The sequence below is a fragment of the Acinetobacter sp. OYA S30 genome, from assembly GCF_033599315.1.
Lineage (GTDB): Bacteria > Pseudomonadota > Gammaproteobacteria > Pseudomonadales > Moraxellaceae > Acinetobacter > Acinetobacter baumannii.
This window is the reverse complement of record NZ_JAWVAV010000024.1, coordinates 13539-30221: the sequence shown is the minus strand read 5'-3', so window position 1 is coordinate 30221 and position 16683 is coordinate 13539. Positions and strand designations below refer to the sequence as shown.

The 16683-nt window shown below is 39.3% G+C and carries 15 protein-coding genes; 11 read left to right on the top strand and 4 right to left on the bottom strand.

The window, feature by feature from the left end:
* Nucleotides 1–5: 5 nt before the first annotated feature.
* Nucleotides 6–650: an RBBP9/YdeN family alpha/beta hydrolase gene (locus tag R5R67_RS12575; protein WP_085943463.1), complete on the top strand. Its 645-nt coding sequence runs from the start codon at nucleotides 6–8 to the stop codon at nucleotides 648–650.
* A gap of 69 nt (nucleotides 651–719) precedes the next feature.
* Here R5R67_RS12575 and R5R67_RS12570 read toward each other — a convergent pair whose 3' ends face one another.
* Nucleotides 720–1436, bottom strand: a complete 717-nt coding sequence (locus R5R67_RS12570) for a hypothetical protein (RefSeq protein WP_001009587.1) — start codon at nucleotides 1434–1436, stop codon at nucleotides 720–722.
* 275 nt (nucleotides 1437–1711) lie between these two features.
* On the opposite strand from R5R67_RS12570, the gene R5R67_RS12565 reads away from it, so the two are divergent.
* Nucleotides 1712–2203, top strand: a complete 492-nt coding sequence (locus R5R67_RS12565; RefSeq protein ID WP_001010135.1) for a hypothetical protein — start codon at nucleotides 1712–1714, stop codon at nucleotides 2201–2203.
* 43 nt (nucleotides 2204–2246) lie between these two features.
* Here the strand turns inward: R5R67_RS12565 and fadA are convergent, their stop codons facing one another.
* Nucleotides 2247–3419: an acetyl-CoA C-acyltransferase FadA gene (fadA, locus tag R5R67_RS12560; protein WP_000212712.1), complete on the bottom strand. Its 1173-nt coding sequence runs from the start codon at nucleotides 3417–3419 to the stop codon at nucleotides 2247–2249.
* Nucleotides 3420–3431: 12 nt separating this feature from the next.
* Complete coding sequence (gene fadB / locus R5R67_RS12555) at nucleotides 3432–5585, bottom strand: fatty acid oxidation complex subunit alpha FadB (protein WP_000580945.1); 2154 nt, start codon at nucleotides 5583–5585, stop codon at nucleotides 3432–3434.
* A gap of 572 nt (nucleotides 5586–6157) precedes the next feature.
* Here fadB and lpxO point away from each other — a divergent pair.
* The 7 genes from lpxO (at nucleotide 6158) to R5R67_RS12520 (ending at nucleotide 12914) form a co-directional block, all read left to right on the top strand.
* Nucleotides 6158–7072 carry a lipid A hydroxylase LpxO gene (gene lpxO / locus R5R67_RS12550; RefSeq protein ID WP_000598899.1) on the top strand — a complete coding sequence of 305 codons (915 nt, stop codon included), beginning with the start codon at nucleotides 6158–6160 and terminating at the stop codon, nucleotides 7070–7072.
* Nucleotides 7073–7244: 172 nt separating this feature from the next.
* Entirely contained in the window at nucleotides 7245–7775 is a 531-nt protein-coding gene (locus tag R5R67_RS12545; protein ID WP_000929595.1) for a peptidoglycan hydrolase, read from the top strand.
* A 133-nt stretch (nucleotides 7776–7908) separates the two neighbouring features.
* Complete coding sequence (gene uvrC, locus R5R67_RS12540) at nucleotides 7909–9708, top strand: excinuclease ABC subunit UvrC (protein ID WP_012300759.1); 1800 nt, start codon at nucleotides 7909–7911, stop codon at nucleotides 9706–9708.
* Between the two features lie 120 nt (nucleotides 9709–9828).
* On the top strand, nucleotides 9829–10623 hold the full coding sequence (locus tag R5R67_RS12535) for a thioesterase family protein (RefSeq protein WP_000054630.1): 795 nt from the start codon (nucleotides 9829–9831) through the stop codon (nucleotides 10621–10623).
* 118 nt (nucleotides 10624–10741) lie between these two features.
* Nucleotides 10742–11329, top strand: a complete 588-nt coding sequence (gene pgsA / locus R5R67_RS12530; protein ID WP_000206941.1) for a CDP-diacylglycerol--glycerol-3-phosphate 3-phosphatidyltransferase — start codon at nucleotides 10742–10744, stop codon at nucleotides 11327–11329.
* A gap of 122 nt (nucleotides 11330–11451) precedes the next feature.
* The gene (locus R5R67_RS12525; RefSeq protein WP_001178154.1) at nucleotides 11452–12306 is read left to right on the top strand and encodes a methylated-DNA--[protein]-cysteine S-methyltransferase; all 855 of its coding nucleotides are present in this window, start codon (nucleotides 11452–11454) and stop codon (nucleotides 12304–12306) included.
* The gene (locus tag R5R67_RS12520) at nucleotides 12303–12914 is read left to right on the top strand and encodes an alpha-ketoglutarate-dependent dioxygenase AlkB family protein (RefSeq protein ID WP_000171254.1); all 612 of its coding nucleotides are present in this window, start codon (nucleotides 12303–12305) and stop codon (nucleotides 12912–12914) included. The genes R5R67_RS12525 and R5R67_RS12520 overlap by 4 nt, the downstream gene beginning before the upstream one ends.
* A gap of 194 nt (nucleotides 12915–13108) precedes the next feature.
* Here R5R67_RS12520 and R5R67_RS12515 read toward each other — a convergent pair whose 3' ends face one another.
* A complete protein-coding gene (locus R5R67_RS12515) occupies nucleotides 13109–13882 on the bottom strand; it encodes an IclR family transcriptional regulator (RefSeq protein ID WP_001018361.1) in 774 nt (257 codons plus the stop codon).
* A gap of 495 nt (nucleotides 13883–14377) precedes the next feature.
* Here R5R67_RS12515 and R5R67_RS12510 point away from each other — a divergent pair, with 495 nt between their 5' ends.
* Both R5R67_RS12510 and R5R67_RS12505 read left to right on the top strand, forming a co-directional pair.
* Nucleotides 14378–16477, top strand: coding sequence for an FUSC family protein (locus R5R67_RS12510; protein WP_000925021.1), 2100 nt, complete (start codon nucleotides 14378–14380; stop codon nucleotides 16475–16477).
* The gene (locus R5R67_RS12505) at nucleotides 16470–16676 is read left to right on the top strand and encodes a DUF1656 domain-containing protein (RefSeq protein ID WP_000503613.1); all 207 of its coding nucleotides are present in this window, start codon (nucleotides 16470–16472) and stop codon (nucleotides 16674–16676) included. The genes R5R67_RS12510 and R5R67_RS12505 overlap by 8 nt, the downstream gene beginning before the upstream one ends.
* Nucleotides 16677–16683: the final 7 nt, after the last annotated feature.

Here is a 16683-nt window from a genome sequence, read left to right as displayed (position 1 = left end):
GTTCCATGATTAGAAAACTCATTTTATTGGTGATATTCGGATTAATGTCATTTGTTACAAATGCCAAAACCCTTGAATTTCAGGAGAAGAACATGCGTCAAATATTTGTGCTTCACGGTTACTCAGCTTCTATTAACGATCATTGGTTTTTGGACTTAAAACATCAAATAGAAGATGAAAATACAACTGTTACTTTAATACCATTTCCAGATTCTGAGCATCCGGACGTCGATGCTTGGCAGAAAGTATTAGATGAGCAGATTCCTGCAGTTAATGAAAATACTTATTTTGTTGCCCACAGTTTAGGGGTGATTACCTTGCTACACTTTTTACAAAGACATGATTATCAAAATATTGGAGGAATGATTTTAGTATCTGGATTCTCTGGTCCAATTTCAGACTCTTCACCTCTTAGCCCTTATATAACAAAGAGTAAAGTCGACACCAACTATTTCCGTGACATAAAGAAAAAGCTGGTTTATTTATCTGATAATGATGATTTGGTTCCACCACAACTAACGATTCAATTGGCTAAGGATATTGATGCGCCTTATATTACCGTTCCTAATGGTGGGCACTTTTTAGGTCGGGAAGGTTATACGGAATTTCCGCAATTAGTCGATTCTTTAAAAGAAATGTTAGAAAATTGATAAAAAATCCCCGCATTGAGCGGGGATTTTTTATCTTTACTGAAATTTGTAATTTTTATTCCTAATCTATTAAGGCTGGTAAATGATACCCATGACTTTCGCAGGTAAAGCAATAATATCGAAAGTTAAGGTAAACGGAAGCAGTGGTAAACTTGCTAGCTTCTCCTTAGTTGATAAGGGTACTTTTCCGCTTTTATCATGAAGATATTGGATTCTAACGTGATATGGCTTGGATAAAGGGGTTATTTTTTTAAGATTGTTTACAGGAGGATAAACAGTTCCTCTAAGATTTAACTCAAATTTATGTAGTTCTAATGTCTTTTCATAGTCACATGGAATTACACCATATTGTTTGAATAAAGCTGATTCTTTCTCGTTCAATTTCCCATTAGGTGGGGTGTAAGAAAATCTAATATGTCCGTAAAAATGGTTACTATTCGAAGCTGGAGCATTAAAATCTAGCTCATTACTTATTTGAATATATTGTGGATTTAATTGACTAATTAATTGAATGAAATCGTTACCGCCTTTACTAATGACATAACTATATTTTTTCCCTGCGATAACAATACTGTCCTCTGGTTCATTTGGGAGAGATACTGATGGTTTACCGAATGCAATTACATCATCTTCTGTTAAAGTGATCCATTCATAGCCTGAGTCGTATTTTGTAAATAGCTCTCGCGTGTTTTCACCAATAATTCGATTACTCACACAACCAGTGAGAAAGAAACTGGCTAGTAAGCAGCTCATAAGAATATTCTGATTTAATATTTTAAAGTTCATTATTTCTGTCGAATTCAATAGATTTATAAAAAGCTGACTATAAACAAAAAATCGTAATATTTAAATCTGGCAATATAATATGACTTAGCCATATTCAGATTAATTTCTAAAATCTTTTATGAATTTCTTTTTAATAAGTTTAAAAATCTAACGTTATTTACCGTTTATCTGAGCATTACTGAATCAAAAATGACTTTGTTGTAGCCTATTTATAGAACATTTTATTTAGTCATCATTTTGAGTTCGCGTAGGGTGACTGATTTTGGGAGCAAGTTATGAACTTTCTAAAACAATCAGCCTTCATTGCTGTATTTGCTTTTATGGGTTTACCAACTGTTCAAGCAGAAGAAGTGGCTACTTTACCTACAATTCGCGTTATGGCCGAATCTGAGCTACGTGAAGAAGTAGGCTTTGTCCCATTTCAAGAAGATAAAAAAGTGCGTCAGGCTCTACAACATCGTGAGTATAAAACTCATAACGATATACAGAATGCTTTAGTCCCTGAAGGTATGACGACAGTAGACTATCAACCTGTCATGGCACAGCCAGACTTGTCTCAGCTTTCTCCATTTTTACGAGAATATATTCTAGCTGTAGCGGGTGGAATCCAGTCTTCTGACCCAACCAATGGTCTTTTTGAAATGTTAAAGCCTCTGCAAATTAACCGAAGTAATGTCGATGCTTATCGTGAAGGTACGATGAAAGTAAATTTAGATGATATTTTGAGATTACAGCAACAAATCCAAGATGGTTTAAAAGGCCGATAAAAAATCCCCGCATTGAGCGGGGATTTTTTTATCTTGGTGTTAATTAAACACGTTCGATTACTGTTGCGATACCTTGACCAAGGCCGATACACATCGTTGCAAGACCGATTTGAGTATCTTGTTGTTCCATTACGTTTAACAACGTAGTGGTGATACGAGCACCTGAACAGCCTAGTGGGTGACCAAGAGCGATTGCACCACCATTTAAGTTCACGATGTCTTGTTTGTCATACAGACCTAAGCCTTTAAGAACAGACAAGCCCTGTGCAGCAAATGCTTCATTTAACTCAACAGTCTGGATATCAGCAATTGATAAGCCAGCACGTTTAAGCGCTTTTTGAGTTGCTGGAACTGGACCATAACCCATGATTGCTGCATCACAACCAGCAACCGCCATAGAACGGATCACGGCACGTGGTTTTAAACCTAATGCTTGTGCACGTTCAGCAGACATAAGCAACATTGCAGAAGCGCCATCAGAAAGAGCAGAAGATGTTGCTGCTGTTACTGAACCACCTTTAGGGTCAAATACAGGTTTTAATGCTTTGAACGCTTCAAGGTTTGCATCTGGACGAATCACTTCATCGATGTCGCAAAGGATTTTAAAGCCATTTGCATCGTGGCCTTCAACACCAATGATTTCATTTTTGAAACGGCCTTCTTGAGTTGCAGCCCAAGCACGACGGTGAGATTCAACACCGAACGCATCTTGTTCTTCACGGGTAATGCCGTTCATGCGACCTAACATTTCAGCAGTTAAGCCCATCATGTTAGATGCTTTAGCGTAGTGTTTAGATGCTTCAGGGTTAAGGTCGATGCCGTGCATCATGCCTACGTGGCCCATGTGCTCTACACCACCAATAATGAAGATATCACCTTGGTTTGTTGCAATTTGTGCAGCCGCAGTGTGGATTGCCTGCATAGAAGAACCACAAAGACGGTTAACTGTTTGACCAGCCACAGTTTTAGGCAAGCCAGCCAATAAACCGATGTTACGGCCAATGTTCATACCTTGTTCTAGGGTCTGGTTTACACAGCCCCAAATCAGGTCTTCAACTTCATTTACATCAAACTGGTTACGGGCAACGAGCGCACGCACAAGTTCAGCAGATAAACTGTCGGCACGTACATTACGGAACATACCGTTTTTAGATTTGCCCATGGCAGAACGAACGCCATCAACAATCACAACGTCACGTGGATTTAAAGTAGCCATTCACGTCGCTCCTTAACCGTAGAATTTTTTGTTGTTAGCAGCCATGTCGCGCAACATTTGTGGCGCTTCATAAGCCTTACCTAAGTGCGCATATTTGTCGCAAAGTGCAACGTATTCAGCAACACCTGTTTGGTCGATGTAACGGCATGGACCACCACGGAATGGAGGGAAACCAATACCCATAATCATTGCCATGTCTGCCTCAGATGCAGTCGCTACAATGTTGTCTTCTAAGCAACGAACAGTTTCATTGCAAAGAGCAAGCATCATACGGTCAATAATTTCTTGGTTATCAAATTCGCGTTTTTCGCCAGTTACGAATGGAGCAATTACTTCATACGCTGTTGGATCAACAGTTTTTGCTTTCTTGCCTTTCTTGTCGAGTTCGTATTTGTAGAAACCTACATCATTCTTTTGACCAAGACGTTTCGCTTCGTACATTGCTTCGATCGCGCCTTTGTACTCTGGCTTCATACGGTCAGGGAAACCTTCAGCCATCACTTCAGCACCATGTACACCTGTATCGATACCTACAACATCGATCAGATAAGCAGGACCCATTGGCCAACCGAACTTAGACATTACATTGTCGATTTGCTGGAAATCTGCGCCGTCTTTTACAAGAAGGTCAAATGCTCCGAAATAAGGGAACAATACACGGTTAACCAAGAATCCTGGGCAGTCATTTACAACGATTGGTGTTTTACCCATTTTTTGAGCAAGCACGACCGTAGTTGCAATTGCTTCTTCAGAAGTTTTCTCACCACGAATAACTTCAACAAGTGGCATCATGTGAACTGGGTTGAAGAAGTGCATACCAACGAAGTTTTCAGGACGTTGTAATGCTTTTGCTAAACGTGTAATTGAAATAGTAGAGGTGTTAGAAGCAATGATCGTGTTTTCACGAACATTTTTCTCAGTTTCAGCAAGTACGATTTCTTTTACTTTTGGATTTTCAGTTACCGCTTCGATCACGATGTCAACTTCTTTAAACTCTTCGTAGCTTAAAGTAGGACGGATGCGAGCAAGTGTTTCACCCATTTGCGCAGGTTTCATTTTCTTGCGTTCAACTTGCTTGGTTAACAAGTTGTTTGCTTCTTTCATACCTAATGCAAGTTGTGGGTTACCAATATCTTTCATGATGATTGGAGTGCCTTTGCTTGCCGCTTGGTAAGCAATACCACCACCCATGATACCCGCGCCAAGTACAGCAGCTTGGTTTACAGGATGAGCACCCTTTTCATGTTGCTTAGATGCTTTTTTAACAACTTGGTCATTAATGAATAAACCAATTAATGCTTCAGCTTGAGGAGTTACGGCTGCTTTGGCAAAGCCTTCAGCCTCAGCTTTTAACGCTTCATCACGTGTAAGGCTTGCACCAGCTTGTAATGAATCAAGTAATAATTTTGGAGCAGGGTATTGAGCAGGATTTGCTTTAGCAAGTACCGCACCTTTTGCTGTGTTGAACGCCATCATTTGTTCAAGTGGGTTCAATTTTACAGCTTCAAGTTTTTCTTGGCGTTTTGCTTTCCAGTTTAAACGACCAGAAATCGCTTGCTTAACCAGATCAGTAGCAGCGTCAAGTAATTTGTCCGCAGCAACCACAGCATCTACAGCGCCATCTTTAAGTGCAGCAGCCGGTTTCTTTGGAGTAGCCATTGCCATCCATTCAACTGCATTATCAATACCAATGAGACGGCTTAAACGAACACTACCACCGAAACCAGGGTAAATACCGAGTTTGATTTCTGGTAAACCGACTTGTGCAGCTTCTGACATCACGCGATAGTCACAAACTAAACACATTTCAAAACCACCACCCAAAGCCATGCCGTTAATAGCAGCAACTTTTGGAAGGTCTAAATCTTCAAAGCTATTGAAGATTTCGTGAACAGGCATAAGCCAGTCAACAATCGCTTTTTCGCCTTGTGCAAAGTTTTGACCAAATTCGGTAATATCTGCACCAACAATGAATGTAGATTTGCCCGAGGTAACAACTAAGCCTTTAATATCGTTATTAGCTTTTACAGCCGCGATAGCAGCTTTGAAATCTTCAATTGTTGCACGGTTGAATTTATTGACCGACTCACCTTGTAAGTCAAAGCGGAATTCTGCAATTCCGTCCGCAAGCATTTGGACGGTAATGGCATTGCCAGCGTGGATCATGCCTGATCTCCTTAGTTTTGGAGGATTTCTAAGTTGATGTTATGAAGCGTGTGTACAGCTCCGGTACACATTTATGCTTCGCTAATCTTACGATAACTATATCTAAAAAGAACCCGACAAGTTGTATCAAGCCGTGACGCAAGGGTCATCTTATTTTTAATTGAATTCATACCAATTAAATGCATAAAGAAAATCATAGAGATAGCTGCTGAGTAAAGGCTTTTGTTTTAATTTAAGTTTTTATTTATAAAAAGTATAAATCTTTAATTTTTTATATAAAAAATGAGAATTTTATCCTATTCACTTCTTGTCAAAAAGGTCAATTGTTCTGGGGTAATGTCTAAAAAAGTCGACTACAAAGACACAATTTTCTAATGAATGATCACCATAACAAATTAAGCACTTTTTTTATATTAAGGCCTCTTAATTTTCCGAAATACACTGTTTAATTTTTTACATTCGCTTTTTATAAGTCAATTTTGTTAAAATTTGCGCCAATTAAATAAACTTCCGGTTGCTATTACCTTAGAAAATTAAGGTAAGGTTGCCCTAAACTTTGAAAGAGTAGCAATATGATTAAGTGGATCATATTAGCGATTTTTGTGATATCTGCATTGTATATCCAACATCGCGGCAAAGTGCGTCACTCGTTTTATCGTCAATTTTTTGACCATTCAACCTTGCTCGCACCGATTAACTTTTTAATGTACATCTTTTCAAAGGTACCGAATCAACCCTATATCGACACTCAACACTTTAAAGATTTAAAAGTGTTAGATGAAAATTGGGAAATGATTCGAGATGAAGCGAAAGCTTTATATGACCAAGGTGGGATTAAAGCATCAAGTACCTATAACGACTTAGGTTTTAACTCGTTCTTTAAAACAGGGTGGAAACGTTTTTACCTCAAGTGGTATGAATCAAGCCATCCTTCTGCTGCTGAGCTTTGCCCAAAAACAACGGCTTTACTCAAAACATTACCAACCATTAAAGCGGCAATGTTTACAGAGCTTGCTCCTGACAGCCGTTTGGTCAGACACCGTGATCCATATGCGGGGTCACTCCGTTATCATTTAGGCCTGATTACTCCAAATGATGACCGTTGTTTCATTGATGTAGATGGTGAAAGATACTCTTGGCGTGATGGACAAAGTGTCGTGTTTGACGAAACTTATATTCACTATGCTGAAAATAAGACCGATCAAAACCGTATCATCTTCTTTGCCGATGTTGAACGTCCAATGAAAGTAAAATGGATGGAACGTTTCAACCATTGGTTTGGTCGTAATGTGATGACTGCGGCAAGTTCACCGAATGAAACTGGTGACCAAACAGGGGGCTTAAATAAAGCCTTTGGTTATGTTTACCAAATTCGTATTAAAGCTAAAGCTTTAAAAGCTAAAAACCGTAAATTGTATTACTTCTTGAAGTGGTTCCTCATGCTTGGAATTTTCTTCCTAATTTTTGTTCGACCATACGTGTTTTAATGAAAGCGCCCGAAAGGGCGTTTTTTTATAGGTATTAAAAACGACAAATTAATTTTGTGACTCATTTCACAGTGCTGGCAATTTGTTACAACTATTAAAAGCCAACAGATAATTTTGATTCTACAATGGCGCGGTTTTTTCGAAGACTTGGTTAGCGGAAGTAGGTTTTACAATGGCTCATGCTCATCACGCAGCTCATGCATATGTTCACCATATCAAAGTGAGAAAAGAAGAAAGTTCTCAAGGTGACTTAAAAACGAAAGCGATGTTAAGCAAAGCTTCTTCGGGAAATAAAAAACTTCATCGATCTGCTTCTAAACGACATAAATCGGAAGATCAAAATATTGATCTACATAAGTTCTCAAGTAAGCTTGAAAGTATGTCTGCAAAGCACAGTAAAGAAAAATGTGCCAAGAATATTCGCATTGCCTTACAAGCTGCGGGTGCAGATGTATCAAAGCATCCTGTAGCTGCATCTGACTGGGGGCACACCTTAGAAAAGAATGGTTATAAGAAAATCAAGCCGGCATTTAATCGTCCTCAAGAAGGGGATATTTATATTATCGAACGTACAAGTGGACATACTTACGGGCATATTGCGGGCTATACGGGTAATGGCTGGTTCTCTGATTTCCGTCAAAAAACCTATGCGGTCTATAAAGAAAAAGATGTGAAATATAGTTACTATCGCCTCGATTCTTAAGGAAGTACGACACACTTTGTCGGGCTAGTTTCTTATACCTTTTCAAATTTAGTTTCTGGCACAGTAAAGCACTTGAAAAGTAAAGGTGAAAACATCACATTAGGTATTCAATATTAAGCCATGTATGCCAATAGTGAATCAAAACGCTCGTCCCCATATTGAAAAAATTTTAGCTAATCTGACCCAACTTCCAGGCGTTTATAAGATGCTAGGGAAAGAGGGGGAGTTGTTATATGTTGGTAAAGCTAAAAATTTAAAAAATCGGGTGTCGAGTTATTTTGTTAAAACCATTGAGCATCCGAAAACTCAAGCTTTAGTCGCTCGAATTTATGATATTGAAACGCTAGTTACGCGTTCAGAAACCGAAGCGCTGCTTTTAGAACAAAACTTAATTAAACAACATCGTCCGCCTTATAACATTATGCTGCGTGACGATAAGTCATATGTCTATATCTTTGTATCGGCAGATAAACCTTATCCGCGAATTGCCAGTGGACGTGGCAAAGGTAAGCACCAAATCGGTAAATTCTTTGGGCCTTACCCAAGTGCTTATAGTGCGCGAGATACCTTACTGGTTTTACAAAAACTTTTTAATGTCCGTCAGTGTGAAAATAGTTATTTCTCACAGCGTAAGCGGCCGTGTTTGCAATATCAAATCAAGCGTTGTTCGGCCCCTTGTGTAGGTTTGGTCTCACCAGAAGATTACAAAGAAGATGTGAATAACAGTATTCGTTTCTTACAAGGTGATACCAAAGAGTTAAACCAGGAACTGATTGCGAAAATGGAACAGGCGGCGGCAGATCTTGAATTTGAAAAAGCGGTTTTTTATCGGGATCGGTTGTCTTTACTTCGCGAAGTACAAGCACAGCAAGCTGTTTTCAAAGTGAAAGGTGAAGCTGATATTTTGGCAATTGCCTATCAGGCTGGCGTGACATGTGTGCAGATTATGCATGTACGTAACGGACGTATGTTGGGAGGTAAAAGCTATTTCCCTGATATGTTAGGCGATGACCTTGGTCAAATGCTAAGTGACTTCATGGCAAACTTTTACTTTCAGGTTGCCGATGAAGTACCAAGCGAACTGATTGTGAATACTGCCTTACCTGACCGTAAAGAGCTGGAAGAAGCCTTAGCACAGCAGTTTGGAAAGAAAGTCCAGATTAAGAGCAGTGTACGAGAAACACGTGCTGAATGGTTAGAACTTGCCGAAATGAATGTTCAACATGCAATTAAAGGGCAGTTGAGTAACCATTTAGAACTCAATGAGCGTTTCCACCAGCTTGAGCAGGTAGTTGGCCGTCCGATCGATCGTATTGAATGTTTTGATATTAGCCATACCATGGGTGAGGCACCGATTGCATCATGCGTAGTGTTTGACCAAGGTGGAGCACGTAAACGGGACTATCGCCAATTTGCCATTCAAGATATTACTGCGGGTGACGATTATGCAGCAATGCGCCAAGCTTTAACGCGTCGCTATAAAAAGGCAATGTTGCCAGATCTGCTTTTAATTGATGGTGGTAAAGGCCAGCTCCATATGGCCATGGAAGTAATGCAAGAGCTTGGGTTAGAAGCTTTTATGGTAGGTGTATCAAAAGGTGAAGGCCGTAAACCAGGGCTTGAAACGCTTCATTTTACCGATGGCACAAAAATTCAGTTACCTGAAGATAGTAAGGCGCTACATTTGATTCAACAGGTGCGTGATGAAGCTCACCGTTTTGCCATTACTAAACACCGCGCTAAACGTGATAAACGCCGCAGTACTTCAGTTTTAGAAGCAATTCCGGGCTTAGGACCTAAACGCCGCCGAGATTTATTAACACATTTTGGTGGTATCCAAGGTGTGTTAAAAGCATCTGAAAAAGAACTGACAGTCGTGCCGGGCTTAGGTGAAGTGATGGCAAGAACGATTTATAAAATTTTGCATGAGTAGTCATGTCTTGAGAAGATGAGTGACAAAAGCGCTCGTAAATTAATAGCTGAATGATCATTCACATATTGGTCAAAATGATGAAAGATATTTCTTAACCATGCGCATGATTTAGGGATATGAATGTCATTATTGCACCTATGGGAAGATGTAAAACAAAATGAATGGATTGATATACCTGCAGGATGGTTACAGGGCCGCACCGTTTTTGGTGGCCTTGTTGCTGGGTTATTAATGCAAAAGGCATGCTCCTATATTCAAGATTCAAATAAAAGATTATTAAGTTGTAGTGTTACTTTTGTAGGCCCTGTACAACAAGGCGCTGCCCAATTGACTATTGAAGTTTTAAGAGAAGGAAAGTCAGTCACTACGCTTGAAGCGCGTTTATGGCAAGATGATGCGGTACAAACGATTTTGGTTGCAAGTTTTGGGGCTTCTCGTGCATCGAGTATTGAGGTAAAGCAAGAGCCAGTCGTCCCTGCTTATGTACCACCTGAAAATTTATCTGTCATTCCTTTTGCGAAACATATGCCTGAATGCTTTCAGCATTTTGAAGTCTGTTGGGCTGAGGGGAATTATCCGGTAACGGGAAGTAAACAACCCGACTTTGGTGGCTGGTCAAGGTTCTCACCAGAGCAGCATGCGAATCGTCAAATGACATTATCTGATTTGATTGTTCTTATGGATATTTGGCCACCGGGTGTTTTGCCTATGTTTAAGCAAGTTGCACCTGCAAGTTCTTTATCATGGCATATTACGTATGTTCATCCAGTTCGGCACCAGTTGTGTGACTGGTTTAAATATAAAGTAACTACTGAATATGCAGCTGAGGGGTACTCCACAGAATATGCATATCTTTGGGATCAAAATGATCATTTAATTGCAATCTTGCGGCAAACTGTTACGGTATTTACCTAAGTAATCTACTTTCTCGATTCACATATTTCGTATAAAGTGGCTGTTACAGATAGATACAATATTGAAGTATGTGTCTTTGTCTGTTAAAAGATGCGTGAAGACTAAATTGGCGGTGTTTATGACCACAGGGCGAATCCTGAATATCCCAAATATCCTAACTTTGGCGCGTATTGCGCTTATTCCTGTATTTTTGGTGATTGCATATTGGCCGCCTGCAATAGGTATTGGTGAGCACGTAGGAAGTATGACACGTCATATTATCTTAACGGCTATTTTCGTGCTGGCTGCCGTAACCGACTGGTTTGATGGCTATTTAGCACGAACTTTAAACCAGACTTCAGCATTTGGCCGTTTCCTAGACCCGGTTGCAGATAAACTTATGGTCGCAGCTGCACTTATTGTTTTAGTGCAGTGGAAACCGACAATTGCGATGGCTTTCGCTGCAATTGTTATTATTTCACGGGAAATTACTGTGTCTGCTTTACGTGAGTGGATGGCAGAACTTGGCGCGCGGACCAGTGTAGCCGTATCAACAGTGGGTAAATATAAAACTGCATTTCAAATGATTGCGATTAGCGTGTTCCTGTTGAATTGGCAGCCTTTAGAAGTATTGGCCTATGCTTTGTTATATACCGCCGTTATTTTGACTTTATGGTCAATGTTTATTTATTTAAAAGCTGCATGGCCATACCTAAAGCAGCCATAAAATTAAAAAGATGTTCAAAAGCCTTTCCTTGCGAAAGGCTTTTTTATTGGAAAGTGCAAGAATCGGGTCGTCATGGGGTCTTGGCTACTTTAAAGTAAGATTGAGTACTAAGGAGGTGACAGATGCAAATGCTTTCTTCTCGGCAATTTGCTGCGATTGCCACAATTATTGAATATTTATATGAACATCTAGACCAGCAACCAAGCTTAGAAGATGTCGCTACATATATGAATTTAAGCCCGAGTTATATCCAGCGGCAGTTCCAAGAATGGGTAGGCATTAGCCCTAAGAAGTTTGTGCAATATATGAGCTTGCAGCAAGCAAAATATTATTTAATGCAGCAACGTAGTTTATTAGATACGGCTTTAAATACTGGACTGTCGGGTACGGGTCGTTTACATGATTTGTTTATTCAGCTTGAAGGGATGACCCCTGGTGAATACAAGCAGCAAGGTGATGGCGTTGAATTGAATTATTCAGTTGAAACGAGTCCATTTGGTGACTTATTGGTAGTAAGTAGTGATAAAGGGATTTGTTCTGTTCGCTTTGTTGATCACAGTGAGAACATACAAGAAATCGTTAAACAGTATTTTCCGAAAGCTCAGTTAAAAAATCACTCTCCGATTTGGCATCAACAGATTGCACAGTGGTTTAGACAAGACTTCTCAGAACATTTACAGCAGAAATTACCGCTTAATCTTGCAGGAACACCATTTCAGCTACAAGTATGGGAGGCACTGCTTACTATTCCCGAAGGGCAGTTACGAACCTATCAAGATATTGCTGAGCAAATTGGAAAACCTAAAGCAGTCAGAGCAGTGGCTACAGCAATTGGCCAAAATCCGATTGCGTATTTAATTCCATGTCATCGGGTCATTCGCGCAACAGGAATGGTCGGTGAGTACCATTGGCAAAAAGGGCGTAAACTGGCATTGTTAGCTTGGGAGATGGCTAAGCAGCAAGGGGAGATTGCATGACATTAGATTTATTTTCTCCGGAACCTTGTTCAAACTTATTGCCTTATGATGGTGAGGTTCAGGATTATGGATGTATTTTAACTGCCGAAGAAGCTGAACAATATTTTCATTATTTGTACCACCATTTGGCGTGGCGACATGATGAAGCGAAGCTATATGGCAAGCACTTTATAACACCTCGTAAAGTTGCTTGGTATGGAGATGAGCATTATCGATATAAATATTCTGGTGTCTTTCGTGATTCTTTACCGTGGGACAAAGCACTTGCTCAGCTAAAACAGCAAGTAGAGAAGATCCTTTCAGAAAAATTTAATTCTTGCTTGGCAAATCTTTATGAAGACGGAACTCAAGGAATGGCTTGGCATAGTGATTCGGATGTGTCTTTAGCCAGAACCACTACAATTGCCTCTTTAAGTTTTGGAGCAACGCGAAAGTTCTCTTTTAGGCATATTCAAACTAAAGAAAAAGTTGAGATGTGGTTACAACCGGGTCAACTTATTGTGATGCGTGGTGAGACTCAACAATATTGGCAACACCGTTTAAATCGTTCAACCAAGATTTTACAACCACGCATTAATCTGACTTTTCGTCAGTTCAAATTTTCATAAGTTTTTTCTAAAAATTGGACAAGAAAAAAGCCCATGATGGCAACATGAGCTTATTCCTCTGAGGGAGAGCCTACTATTGATGAGCTGCTGATGAAAAGAATCATCAATAGGTGCTAAAATCATAATATGAGAATATTTGGATATTTTCAATGCTTCAAAGTGTAAGAAAACTTTAAATTATCAAAAATATTATTTTAGATTTCGCCCTTTTCTGAAAGTTCCATAAAGCGCTGCTCAATCAATGCCGCGTTTTCTTGCAAAATTTCAATCAACTTTTCAATATTTAAAAAATCAAAGCGGTTCTTTGATGCGACTAACGTTAAAGCCAAAGGAACTTCTTTACTCGAAAAACGAACGGGTACAGCAAGCCCTGAAACATTGGGGTCAATCTCACCTTGCGAGAAATAGAAGCCTTGTTTTTTTATTTTACGCATACGCTGAATAAAGCTAGGTTCGTCTACAGCAAAACCTGATTCAGACAGCTCATGTTGAAAACGTTCATAGTAGTCATGCATGCGTTGTTTGCTTAAATGTGAAACCATCGTTTTTGGTGAAGCCCCAACATAAATTGGGCGTGGGCAGCCTCGACCATATGAAAGTAATTCAGTATCTTTAAAAATCTCATGATGAATATCAATGCAGTAGTCATCATTTAAATAGGTGAGTAAACAGCAAAGTTCAGTACGCTCTACAATATTTCGCATAAATGGCGTGCTGATTTGGACCAATGGGTCGGTTGTTCTAGATACATAGTCAAGAACTGCTATTTTTGAGCCTAAAGTGTAATCGCCAGAAGTACCATTAATACGTTTTAATAAGTCGGCTGATACGAGTTCTTTCAGATAACGGTAGCTGGTCGGTTTAGACAAGCCAAGTTCTTCGCAAATAATATCGACATTAATCACTGGTCGTGAAACGGAAAATAAATCCAGTACGGTTAAAATTTTGCCAAAACTTGAAATTGCCATGATGTCTTATTCGTATCCTTAATAAACGGGTCACACTTGAGTTCTTATAACAGAAAAATTGAAGCTTTGTCTCAATTCCAAGATAACTACCTGATTTAAATATTTTACGCTCAGAATCAGAAAAGTTCTCTTGATTCACACATCATATATGATTAACTAAAAACATATCAAATTATCAAATAAAGATATTTTAGTTGACTAAATCACTTTAATTTGAAAAAATTGTGCAACAAAATATCTAATCGAGAAATTGGTTTATTCTACCGGCTTTCTCGATGTCTCTTCTTTCCTAAGCTTGGTCGTATAAATAGCGGTCAAACTGAAATCATCTCGGTACATCATGCAGAGATGTAGGAAAAATCATTGTATTGAAGGATGCTCTCATTAACTCATTTGTCTTATAGGCAAATGACAAAGTCGTATTGTCTTTTTTTAAAAGCAAACGGACACTGATGAGCATGCTCATCAGTTCAAATCTATATTTGAGATGAGTTCATGTTATTAAAGCAAATACTGGCTTTCCGCCCGAGTAAGCTTGATCTAATTTTTGCAATAAAGACATTTATTGCCGGTATGTTGGCATTATTTGTATCGTTCGAATTAGACCTGATTAATCCAATGTGGTCGATCGGTACCGTCCTGATTATCGCCAATCCTTATTCGGGTATGGTGTCGTCTAAGTGTGTTTATCGTTTATTGGGAACGGTAGGCGGGGCCATTATTGCCTTAACCATTACTCCGCATCTGATTAATACGCCGTGGATCTTTACGGTTGTGTTATCACTATGGGTGGGCTTTGCGCTTTATGTGTCTTTATTAGACCGTACTCCTCGCAGTTATGCATTTATGTTGGCAGGTTATTCAACCGCAATGATTGTGTATAACGCGATTACTTATATTGATCAGTACAATATTTTTGATATTGCTTTGGCTCGTGTACTTGAGATTTCTATTGGTGTGATTTCGAGTGCGGTTGTGTCTGCAACTATTTTGCCCATGCATATTGGTTCGGCAATCAAACAGCGCGTAACGAAAACTCTCAAAGATACAGAAAACCTGTTTGCTAATTTGTTAAATGCAGATCAACAGCAAAACAATACACAGCTTTTAGCTGCTATTACTCGTGATACGACCGATATTCATGCTCTGGCAGTTCACTTGAGCTATGAAAAAGGTGAGTTGCATGGCATGACCAAACCTTTGCAAGAAATGCTCCATCAAATGTCGATGGTGGTTGCGAACTTGGTTGCCTTATCTGAACGAATTAAACAACTGCAAGAACTCAATTTTATTGAAAGTCATTCAGATAAATTAAAGCAGCTTTCAGGGCATGTGATTCATTTTCTAGAACAAAAAGATCAGATGACTGATGAAAATATTCTGCAGTTACCTGACGAGTTTGAAAATGATTTCTTGAACTTAAATGATTCGGCTTCTGAACATCAGCAAGTGTTATTGGCTGCCATGAAAATGGATGTGCGTCATTTCATTAGTAATGTTTTAGCTGTAAAAGTTTTATGGCAACGCATCAAGCAAGGTAATAAAGAGATTCCAGATAACATTACCCCAATGACTACGACCTATCCAAGTTTACACCGAGATCATGGTGTGGCAGTCAGAGGGGGTATTAGTGCAGTGCTGATTACATTTATTGTAACTGGTGTGTGGATTCTTTCTGGCTGGAAAGCTGGATTTATGATGGCACAGATCGGTGCAGTCACTGCCTGTATCTTAACAGCCCTAGATAACCCTGTTCCTGTCTTACGTATTTTTATATGGGGCAGTGTGGCTTCGGCGGTTTTAGTTTTTATTTACGCGTTTGGTATTTTTCCTCATGTCACCACATTTTGGGAACTGGGACTCGTTTTATTACCAATGTTCTTGTTTGCGGTTTCTATGATGGCGAATCAGGCACTCATGCCAGTGGGCATGGTGCTGGGTATTAATACCATGATGGGCCTGAACTTGCACAATGCTTATAGCATGGATGCAGTGTCTTACCTAGACAGTTCATTTGGTATGGTCATGGGCGTATTGGTGTCGTTAGTCGTTATTGATGTTGTGCGTGCCATGTCACCCGATACCAGTGCAAACCGTATTTTGGCTTTACATTACCGTGCGATGCGCCAAGCCATATACATTCCTTATGGTATTGAATTTAAAGTTCACTTACGGGGGATGTTAGACCGTGTTGGTGTCTTAAATACTAAAATGGTTCAGTCAGAAGAGATTAAAAAATCTATTCAACAGGCTTTGGTTGAATCAAGTGCGATCATTGATTTAAGCCGACTACAAGAGCTAGCAAATCAAGTTCCGACATCTTCAGAATTGGCCCATCACATTGGCCGTTTGCAACAAGATTTAGATGAGCTATTTAGAGCTAAAGAAAATGAAAAAGGTGAAAGTGATGTATTGGTACAGCACATTCACCAAACCTTATTTGAACTTAAACAACTTGCTTCAAATATTGAAGATATGACTCTGCGTCAAAGATTATTTATTTCACTAAATAATATTGCTTATAGCATGTGTCATGTTTCATCAAACCAAATGAATGCAGATCGTACGCTTACAGGAGCCACAGCGCATGGGTGAGTTTAATGTCTATGGTATTTACGTGCCTGCTTTGCTCGTCCAAGCCATTTTTGCATATATATGTTTTCGCTGGTTAAGTCCCTTAACCAACAAATGGATTGCACAAGGCTGGATTGCATTACCCAGTATTTTCAATTTGTGTTTTTACCTTTTACTACTTTTGGTGATACACCAAATTTTTGTTGGGTTAGGTGCTTAAAGATGAT